At 44.3% G+C, this 9,200-nt stretch carries 11 protein-coding genes and 2 tRNA genes; all 13 read right to left on the bottom strand.

Translation table 11 applies throughout. The features are described 5' to 3' along the window. A partial coding sequence (locus tag BG32_RS13265; RefSeq protein WP_121526967.1) for a transcription termination/antitermination NusG family protein occupies positions 1 to 854 on the bottom strand: 854 nt, incomplete at its 3' end. 25 nt (positions 855 to 879) lie between these two features. Next, positions 880 to 1,086, bottom strand: a complete 207-nt coding sequence (secE, locus tag BG32_RS13260; RefSeq protein ID WP_121526966.1) for a preprotein translocase subunit SecE — start codon at positions 1,084 to 1,086, stop codon at positions 880 to 882. A 35-nt stretch (positions 1,087 to 1,121) separates the two neighbouring features. After that, positions 1,122 to 1,289, bottom strand: coding sequence for a 50S ribosomal protein L33 (gene rpmG / locus BG32_RS13255; RefSeq protein ID WP_014730505.1), 168 nt, complete (start codon positions 1,287 to 1,289; stop codon positions 1,122 to 1,124). 29 nt (positions 1,290 to 1,318) lie between these two features. Continuing rightward, a tRNA-Tyr gene (locus tag BG32_RS13250) sits at positions 1,319 to 1,405 on the bottom strand. A 16-nt stretch (positions 1,406 to 1,421) separates the two neighbouring features. Next, positions 1,422 to 1,497 (bottom strand) — tRNA-Thr (locus BG32_RS13245). A 99-nt stretch (positions 1,498 to 1,596) separates the two neighbouring features. Then, complete coding sequence (locus tag BG32_RS13240; protein ID WP_006492408.1) at positions 1,597 to 1,830, bottom strand: DNA-directed RNA polymerase subunit omega; 234 nt, start codon at positions 1,828 to 1,830, stop codon at positions 1,597 to 1,599. Beyond that, entirely contained in the window at positions 1,820 to 2,443 is a 624-nt protein-coding gene (gmk, locus tag BG32_RS13235; RefSeq protein ID WP_006492407.1) for a guanylate kinase, read from the bottom strand. The genes BG32_RS13240 and gmk overlap by 11 nt, the downstream gene beginning before the upstream one ends. Next, a complete protein-coding gene (locus BG32_RS13230; protein ID WP_014730503.1) occupies positions 2,440 to 2,739 on the bottom strand; it encodes a DUF370 domain-containing protein in 300 nt (99 codons plus the stop codon). Before BG32_RS13230 ends, gmk begins: the two co-directional genes overlap by 4 nt. Positions 2,740 to 2,751: 12 nt before the next feature. Beyond that, positions 2,752 to 3,624, bottom strand: a complete 873-nt coding sequence (locus tag BG32_RS13225; protein ID WP_099772052.1) for a YicC/YloC family endoribonuclease — start codon at positions 3,622 to 3,624, stop codon at positions 2,752 to 2,754. A gap of 57 nt (positions 3,625 to 3,681) precedes the next feature. Next, on the bottom strand, positions 3,682 to 4,806 hold the full coding sequence (locus BG32_RS13220; protein WP_099772051.1) for a cysteine desulfurase family protein: 1,125 nt from the start codon (positions 4,804 to 4,806) through the stop codon (positions 3,682 to 3,684). Further along, positions 4,806 to 6,803: an NAD-dependent DNA ligase LigA gene (ligA, locus tag BG32_RS13215; RefSeq protein WP_121526965.1), complete on the bottom strand. Its 1,998-nt coding sequence runs from the start codon at positions 6,801 to 6,803 to the stop codon at positions 4,806 to 4,808. The genes BG32_RS13220 and ligA overlap by 1 nt, the downstream gene beginning before the upstream one ends. Further along, positions 6,790 to 7,158, bottom strand: a complete 369-nt coding sequence (gene acpS, locus BG32_RS13210) for a holo-ACP synthase (protein WP_006492402.1) — start codon at positions 7,156 to 7,158, stop codon at positions 6,790 to 6,792. The genes ligA and acpS overlap by 14 nt, the downstream gene beginning before the upstream one ends. Then, the coding region (locus tag BG32_RS13205; RefSeq protein WP_121526964.1) for an endonuclease MutS2 at positions 7,155 to 9,200 on the bottom strand (2,046 nt) is incomplete at its 5' end. The genes BG32_RS13205 and acpS, both read right to left, overlap by 4 nt.

Below are 9,200 nucleotides of genomic sequence, written 5' to 3'. Positions count from 1 at the left end.
TCAATGCCAACCAATCTAAGAAGAGCCTTAATTTCCTTTTCCTTAAGTTGAACGGGTTGACCGCCTACTGAAACAAAATTGACTACGTTCGGAGTATTCTTGACGAGATTCCATGTTTCCTCGTTCATTATCATTTCAATAAAAACATATCCGGGATAAAGCCTTGTCCTGGTTATTTTGAAGATCTTGATCTCTTTACGTCCTGGAAGGTCGGAGATCTCTACTCTACCTTCCGTCTTAGAGAATATTCGCCTCGTCTCGCCAAACATCTGACCACGCTTCACATGGTTGCCTTTCTTTGCGACTTTGGCGTCATAGCTATCCGGGTGAACGAGATAGACGTCTTCTTCTCCGTTCTCTTTGTCGACTACAATCCGTTTCATCTTCTGCGTATAGACGATCTTTCCGTCAAGCTCACAGAAATATTCACCCTGCTTTGCCAGAGGCATCCCTTGCCTTATTCTTGCGCCCGCCTTAATCCCGGTCTCTATCTTTGCGCTCTCAGGAATGTAGTAAGTCTTTGTGTAACGCCTGTCGGCAGTTTCAATGAATATCACACGGTAATTCTTGACTTCAGCGACTGTACCATCATTCTTGACCTTTATCTCAACTTCTTCGGCGACGGGATCCCCTTTGGCAACATCTTCATTGTCCTTAACGAGAAGCCTTGCGTTTGCGGGAACTATGTATTTTTCTGCCGCGACATTCGTTCTATCAAGCTTCGTTTCCTCTGGAACTAGGATTTTACCAAACATGTGCGAAAAACCGAAAGACTCTATCTTAATCTGAATTGCCTCTCTGATAGAGTTTTCAAGGCCTGAGTATGTTTGAATTATGAACCATTTCTTTCGCACAATTAATCACCAACATCGAACAGCATTAAGCAGCGCCTGTCAAAAAATTCAAAAGTGATCCGATCGCATTAGTGAAGAGAACATCTAGAAGTGCTAAAAACGCACCTACTGCAATCAGTATGACGAGCACGGCGCTGGTAGAAGAGATCATCTGCTCCCTATTAGGCCATGTCACCTTCTTAACTTCGTTCTTCACTTCGGAAAGGAACTTCCAAAACTTTGCCTTGGCCATGGGATTCCTCCTGACTCAGTTGAGCCGACTCAACCTTACTTGGATTCTTTGTGCTCGGTATGTTTCCTGCACTTTGGGCAGTATTTACTCGAGTCCAATTTGTACTTTTTTTGGCGGTTCTTGAACCTGTAATAGTTTCTAGTACCACACTCGGAACACTTCAATGTTACAAGAACCTTATTTCCCTTTGTTTTCTTTGCCATTGCATGCACCTCAACAGTAGCAAAATTAATGGTGGTAAGGGGTGGGTTTGAACCACCGAAGGCGTTCCGCCAGCGGATTTACAGTCCGCCCCCTTTGACCACTCGGGCACCTTACCACCGATAGTTAACCTATGGAGCCAACGAAGGGACTTGAACCCCCAACCTGCTGATTACAAATCAGCCGCTCTTCCGATTGAGCTACGTTGGCCCGACGCACGATACCTATTATATCTAATCACTTTATCCCTGTCAACAACTCAAATAAAGAATCTCTTTATCTGCGAAGCGAGTCCACACTACTAATAGTTTACTTAACCTTCGGGACGAGAATCATTAGCATTTCTTCATTTCTTATTCTAATGTAGCCTTCTTCAAGTTCCTTCAGGGCTATCGTGATCTTATCCCCGGCAGCCCTTACGGTAGAAGGATCAAGCTTCGGTCTACCGAAGTCCTCCAGATCCTCCGCTCTCTTGGCAGCGGCTACTGGAATAGCGTACTTGTGCCTTATTCGCTTAAGAAGCAAATCGTAATTAATTATCATATGTTTTCTCCTCAAACAAGAATCTTTCTCCCTTTTCTCTGACCATTCTATCAACACGCAACCTTTCGGCGGTGATGATTGCTTCAAATTGACTTACCGAATGCTTTAAATTATCATTAATAACGAGATACTGAAAGTTCTTCACCTGTTCAAGTTCCCATTTTGCATCTTCAAGCCTTGTTCTTAGAGATTGAGTGTCTTCTGTTCCCCTTGACTGAAGGCGATTGATCAGCTCCTCGTAAGAAGGTGGTGCGACAAATATATAGACGGCGTCTCGGAGTTTGCTCATTAATGACATGGCCCCCTGAATGTCCACATCAAGCAGAATATCTCTGCCCAAATCTACGCTCTTGCTGACCTGATGTCTAGAGGTCCCATAATAATTCCCATGGACTTTTGCCCATTCTAAAAATTCATCTTCTTTCTGAAGTCGTTTGAATTCCTCCGGAGTGACAAAAAAATAATCCTTTCCCTGAACTTCCTCAGGCCGTCTTTCCCTCGTTGCATAAGAAACTGAAAAGTCTAGATTATTGTTGGATCGGAGTACTTCTCTGAGTATCGAGGTTTTTCCGGCACCTGAAGGACCGCTCATCACAAAGACTATACCTTTCATTCTTCGAAATTCTGTCCAGAAACTCTGATATCTTCCAGAAGCTTCTCGATATCGCTGAAAGTCTGCATAAATCTGGAAGCAATCGTCTCGGGCTGAATCGCAGAAAGTATTATGTGATTGCTATCAGTTATTACAATCGCTCTGGTCTTTCTTCCATATGTAGCATCAATCAGTTTTCCTTCGTCCTTCGCAACTTCCTTCAACCTCTTCAGTGGCGCCGATTCGGGGTTCACTATCGCAATGACTCTGTCTCCGATGATAACATTCCCGAACCCGACGTTAATGAGTCCGTACAAGTGAAACACCTCCTACTCTATGTTCTGAACTTGCTCCCTAATCTTATTTACTAGCGTCCTTCCTTCAACTGAGAGATTTGTTATGGCCAGCTTCTTTGACTTTGAAGCAATTGTCGAGAGTTCACGATGCATTTCCTGACAGATGAAATCGAGCTGCACACCGCTTTCCTTCTCAGAAGCCATGACTTCTCTAAATGATTCAATGTGTGAGATAAGCCTTACAATTTCCTCAGAAATATCTGCCCGTTCTGCAAGGAGCGCCACCTCTTGCTCCAGTCTGTTATCGTCGAGTTGACTATCAGAAATCTGCTCTACCTTCTTCTTCAGAAAGTCACGATAATAGAGAACCATATCCTTAGAACTATCCTGCAGTTCCCTTCCAATGGACTCGAGCTCGCACAGGTATTCATTCAATGCTGAGGCGAGATTCTCACCTTCTCTTTCTCGATCACTGTTGAGGACACTAATTGCCTCCATTAGGAGTTCTTCAATTACACTCCAGATTTTCTTCGCGAGATCTTCCGATGGCTTGCTTCGCATAATTTCTTTGAACCTCGCCATTGAATCAACAGTCACGTCCCCCGCAAGCTCAAAGCGCTCTTTTATTGATTTCAAGGAATTATAGACAGAGGAGGCTATTCCGAAATCTGGTTGAAGAAGATCATCACTGTTGACCAGAGAAATATCGATTCTCGCCCTTACAGTTCCCCGCTTGAGATTCTCTTTAATAACCCTGGTAACATTCATTTCAAGCTCAGAGAAAGCATCTCCTATGTTCACATCCACGTTCAAGTACTTTGAATTGACTGTCTTCAACTCAACAAATACATTTACATCGCGAACGGTCTTCTCGACCCTCGCAAATCCGGTCATGCTTCTGAGCAATTATTATCACCTCAAAGGCGTTTAGGTCAAACTACAGTCAATTATAACCGTTTGTGGCTAAAATTTCAAAAGAGGAACCGTTTTCTTCAGTTTTTCTATCAAAAACGCCACATCTTCCTCGGTTGTGAACCGTGACATGCTGATCCTAATTGAACTGGAGGCAAGTGAGAAATCAAGTCCCATAGAATCGAGAACATACTGGCCTCCATCTCCTCTAGAAGAACATGCCGAAGAAGTACCAACAAAGACACCTTCTTCAGAAAGCGCGTTAACCAGAACCTCGGATCTGATTCCTGCGAAAGAAGCGTTGACTGTATTGGATATAGAGTTTTCCGGTGTATTAACAACTCCATCTAGTTCCTCAACGGTTTCTTTTATCCTATGCTGATACTCTCTCAACCTGGAAGATGACTCTTGTGTGCACTCAACGGCTCGCTGCAAGGCTGTAGCGGCTATAGCTGTACCGGGGACGTTCTGTGTTCCCGAACGCATTCCCCTCTCCTGACCGCCACCGGTAATTAATGGTCTAATGGGCGCTCCCTGCCTAATATAAGTGACTCCGACACCTTTGGGACCATGAAACTTGTGCGCAGAAAAAGAGGCGTAGTCACAGAAGCAGCTAACGAAATCAATGGGGATCTTCCCAATCGTTTGAACGGCATCCAGATGAAAGAGAACGTTCCGTTTCCTAAGCTCTTCGCCAATCTCCTCATAGGGTTGAATAGCGCCGGTTACGTTATTTACTGCCATCAAGGAGACAAGAAAAGTCTCTTCGTCAACCTCGTCGAGAAGCTTTGCAACTTTGACAATTCCGTTTCTCTCGGGTCCGACCGTTGTATAATCAATGTCTGAACTTGCTTTTAAGTCTTTCAAAGTATTCAGAACTGCTTTGTGTTCGATCGATGTAGTAACGATTCTCTTTTTTCTTCCTTTGAAAAGAACGCTGGATCTTAGAATCCAGTTAATGCTTTCCGTTGCGCAAGAAGTGAAATAGATTTCCCTAGGATCTGAAGAAAGCGAGCGGGCAATCTTTCGGCGTGCTTCCTCGAGGTACCGAGCCTCTCTTAGCCCAAAAGAGTGCATGGAATTCGGATTAGCATACTCTTCGACGCACAGTTTTGCGAATCTCTCCGCGAGATCACTTTCCATTTTGGTAGTGGCATTGTTGTCGAAATAACGCATTAGGATTTTATCATCTCCTCGAAATCTCTTTCATCAATGATCTTGATTCCGAGGTCGCGCGCCTTCTGTTCTTTAGAACCGGGATTTTCACCTAAGAGCAAGAAATCGGTATTCTTTGAGACCGACGAAGCAACTTCTCCACCCAGTTTGATAATTTTCTCCTGTATTTCCTTTCTAGAGTATCCCGGAAGCGTTCCCGTAACCACAAACTTCATTCCCTTCAACGGTTTTGACCCAGGTGAATCTTCATCCTGAATGTTAACGTATTTCAATAGCTCCTCGAGCTCTTTTTTGACTTCCGGAGAAGAGAAGTACTTTTTGATATCTTTGGCCAGCTGGTCACCGATGCCTGAAACGTTTCGCAGTTCCTTTTCGTCTGCAGAGACAAGTCCACGAAGACTACCAAAGTGGTTCGCAAGATCTCTTGATGTCTTTGATCCCACTCCTGGAATACCCAGGCCAGTTATCAGCTTGAAGAGGGGATTGCTCCTGCTCTTCTGGATGGCTTCAATCAGATTGCTTGCCGTCTTCTCACCAATGCCCTCTCCTAGACTAAGAAGATCATCCTTGTTAAGCTTATAGAGATCCGATGGGTTTTTCACAAGGCCCGCCTCAACAATTCGCTCGACCAGTTTCTCGCCCAGTCCCTCGATATCCATCGCATCCCTAGAACAGAAGAACTGTATTCTTCTGCTTAATTTCGCTGGGCAGGTGGGGTTCAGGCACTTCAGAGCAACATCCTCTTCTTTCTCTCTCCCCACTTCTCCGCCACAAACAGGACATCTAGAAGGCGGGGTTATCCTTTTTTCTTTACCGGTCCTCTTTTCCGGAATACTTCTAACGATTTGCGGGATGATCTCTCCAGCTTTTTGGACTATTACTGTGTCAAAGAGTCTTATGTCCTTCTCACTAATAAAATCGAAATTGTGCATGCTTGCTCTCTTTACGGTAGTACCTGCAAGTTGAACCGGTTCGAGCTCAGCAACCGGTGTTATAGTTCCAGTCCTGCCAACCCCGAAGGTAACCTTGATCAACTTTGTCATAGCCTGCTCGGCAGGGAATTTGAACGCTATAGCCCATCTAGGTGCTTTTGTCGTGTATCCTAATTCCTCCTGAGCATGGAGATCGTCAACTTTTACTACCGTGCCGTCTACCGCGTAATTGAGACTAGATTTCGACTGCGACCATTTCTTCCAAAACGCTATCACACCATCTGTACCTTCAGCTAATTCACTGTTTGGCTCAACTCTCATGCCGATACTCTTCAAGAATTGGAGCTGTTCGCTCTGACTTTTCAGCTGAAACTTTGATGGCTCAACGACATGATAAAAGAAGGCATTTAATCGTCTCTTAGCGACCTCTCTGGGATCGAGTTGTCTCAGAGTTCCGGCCGCCGCATTCCGAGGATTGGCGAAGACCTGAAGTTCACCTTTCGAACGAGCTCTGTTGATCTCGTGAAATACATCCTTTGGAAGATAGACTTCACCCCTCACTTCAATTGAAAGATCTTGCCTAAGACGCAAGGGAATAGATTTAATAGCCCTGATATTCTCGGTGACATCCTCTCCAACAAAGCCATTTCCTCTTGTGGCACCTCTCACAAGAAGGCCATTATCGTACTTCACTGAGATTGAAAGGCCATCGATCTTCAACTCGCACATATAGCGTACTATCTCGATTTGGAGCTCTTCCCTTACTCTTTTGTCAAACTGAAGCACTTCCTCCTCCGAGTATGTGTTATCGAGAGAAAACAGTCTATATTCATGAACTACTTCCTTGAAAGAAGCAACGGGTTTCAAACCAACTCTAATGCTTGGCGAATCAGGCGTTTTAAGCTCAGGGTACTGCTCTTCAAGATCAATGAGTGTTCTAAGAAGGCTATCGTATTCGGAATCAGGGATCTCGGGATCGTCCAAAACGTAATACCTGTAAGCATGATAATCTATTTCCTTTCTCAACTCTTCGATTCGCTTTCTAGCTTCTTCAAACGTTATCATTTTGATCCTCCCCGAAAAGAATAACAATCGAAACCGCGTACTCTCGTTCATGGGATATGCTTACTGTAAGGTCAGAGTTCTTTATCAATTGCTTCAGTTCATCGGACGGAATTGGTCTCCCTCCTTCATCAGTGAGAAACTGAATCTTGGAGAATTCGATGTCTTTTCTACCAAGAGCCTTTACAAAGGCTTCTTTAGCAGCAAAACGACCGGCGGCAAACTCCATTCTCCTCCGTTCTCCGCCTAGAGAATCATAGATAACTTTTTCATCTTTACCGAGAATTCTTTGTGCTATAGATTCAGTCATACGAGAGATTTCTACTATGTCGATTCCTGTTCTAATATTCAGGTTCAAACCTCCACAACTGTCACACCGCTTCCGCCTTCTAAGGGTGTTCCGATCCTGAAACTCTTAACTCCTTTTGAACGCCTAAGGTAAGCCCAGACACCTTCGGCAAGTTTGCCCGTCCCTTTCCCATGAATTATGTAGCCTTGTTTCTTCCCACTGGCTTTTAGCATCTGAAGAAAATCATCAATGAGAATTGGAACATCCTCAGTGATATTGCCTCGAATATCTATCTCCTGGCTCGAGTTTCCACTATCTAATTCAAACGAAGACATTTCTGATTCGACTACCGGCTTTCCGACCACTCGGACACGTGATAACGGAACTTTCAGGGTAATCTTGCCCGAATCTATCACTACCCTGTCACCATCTATTTCGCTAACGATCCCTTCAGCTCCGCTTTCCAGAAGCTTAACTATGTCGCCAACTTCCGGAATCTGAGAATCGGTTTTTTCTGGATAAGATGCCCCAAAATTCCTGACCTCTCTTTTTAGGTTGTTAAGTCTCTTCACAGCTTCAACTTTCTCTCTTTCACCGGGAGCCCTTGAAAGGTTTATAGCCATCTCGACATCCTTAATGATAGATCCCAGCTTTTTTTCCAGTTCATCGATTTCCTTACTCACTTCTCTGTATCTCTTTTCCTTTATCATCGATAATTTTTCTTCGAACTCCTTTGTCCTTCCTTCTAGTTCTCTTTTAGTTTTGTCGAGACCTCTTCTTTCCTCTTCCAGTAAAGATCTCTCTCTATGGAGCTTCCCAATTACAGCTTCGAGATCTCTGGCTTCACTATCGATATAGGAGCGGGCTCTATCAACTATTTCTTGTGGGAGGCCAAGCCTGCTCGAGACTTCAAGAGCATTTGAAGAACCGGGAATACCCATCAATAAACGATAAGTAGGTTTAAGAGTGGATATATCGAATTCAACACTGGCATTCACAACATCGGAACGCTCCATTGCATAAAGCTTGATTGGGGTCAAGTGAGTGGTAAGGATCAGCCTGGATCTCTCCAGTAGTCTTTCAATGATTGCTATTGATAGAGCCGACCCCTCAACGGGATCGGTACCTGCACCCAACTCATCGAGCAAAACAAGCGAATTTTCATCGGCGTCTCTAATTATTCTGATTATTCTGGATATGTGTGATGAAAATGTACTCAAACTCTGCTCAATCGATTGCTCGTCTCCAATATCGGCGAATAGTCTACTAAAGAGTGGAATCTTCGACAACCCATCTGCAAGAACAGGAAGACCGCATAGCATCAGGAGGACCGAAAGACCTATCGTCTTCATTGCAACAGTCTTTCCTCCAGTATTCGGTCCGGTAATAAAAACACCGTTAACCCCCTCTTCCATGGTGAAGGTGATCGGTACCACCACTTCATCATCGATCAACGGATGTCTCGCATCTTTAAGAAGAAAAAGTCTTGAAGGGGACGGCTCTATGAAGACACCCTGTCGACTCTTTGAGTATCTACATGCTGCGTAAAGACCGTCAAGAACACCAAGTGCCTCAAGCGAAGGCTCAAGCCTTTCAAATGTGCTAAAGAAAAGAGTCGTCAATTCTCTCAGTATCCTTCTGATTTCCTCCTCTTCTCTGGATAACAGAATCCTCATAGAATCATTTAGAGTGATAAGCTCCTGAGGCTCGAAATATACCGTTGCACCGCTACCGGAAGCACCATGAATAACACCTTGATGCTCATTCTTCTTGCTCGCCGAAAGCGGCAAGACATAGCGGCCTTCTCTGGTCAAAATAAGACTATCAGTCAAGCTATCTTTGTATCTGTTCATTATTGAATCCAGTCTTCCCCTGAGGTTTCTATTAAGGTTTTTCAGTTCGTTTCTGATTTCTTTTAGTAAAGGAGAAGCATTATCCTTGATCTGACCATCCTCAGAAATCTTCTTTCTTACCTCACCTATAAAACCACGTTCGCAGGATAGAAGAGCGGCAACCTCATAAACTGCGGGGAAATCTGGAGAGACCCGATCGAAGAACTCTCTTAAACGGCAAACGTTATCCATAGTCACGGCGCTTCGGAAAAGCTCTTC

The sequence above is a fragment of the Mesotoga sp. HF07.pep.5.2.highcov genome (genome assembly GCF_003666285.1).
GTDB lineage: Bacteria > Thermotogota > Thermotogae > Petrotogales > Kosmotogaceae > Mesotoga > Mesotoga prima.
Note: the sequence above shows the minus strand (reverse complement) of the source record. Positions and strands in the feature narration are given on the sequence as shown.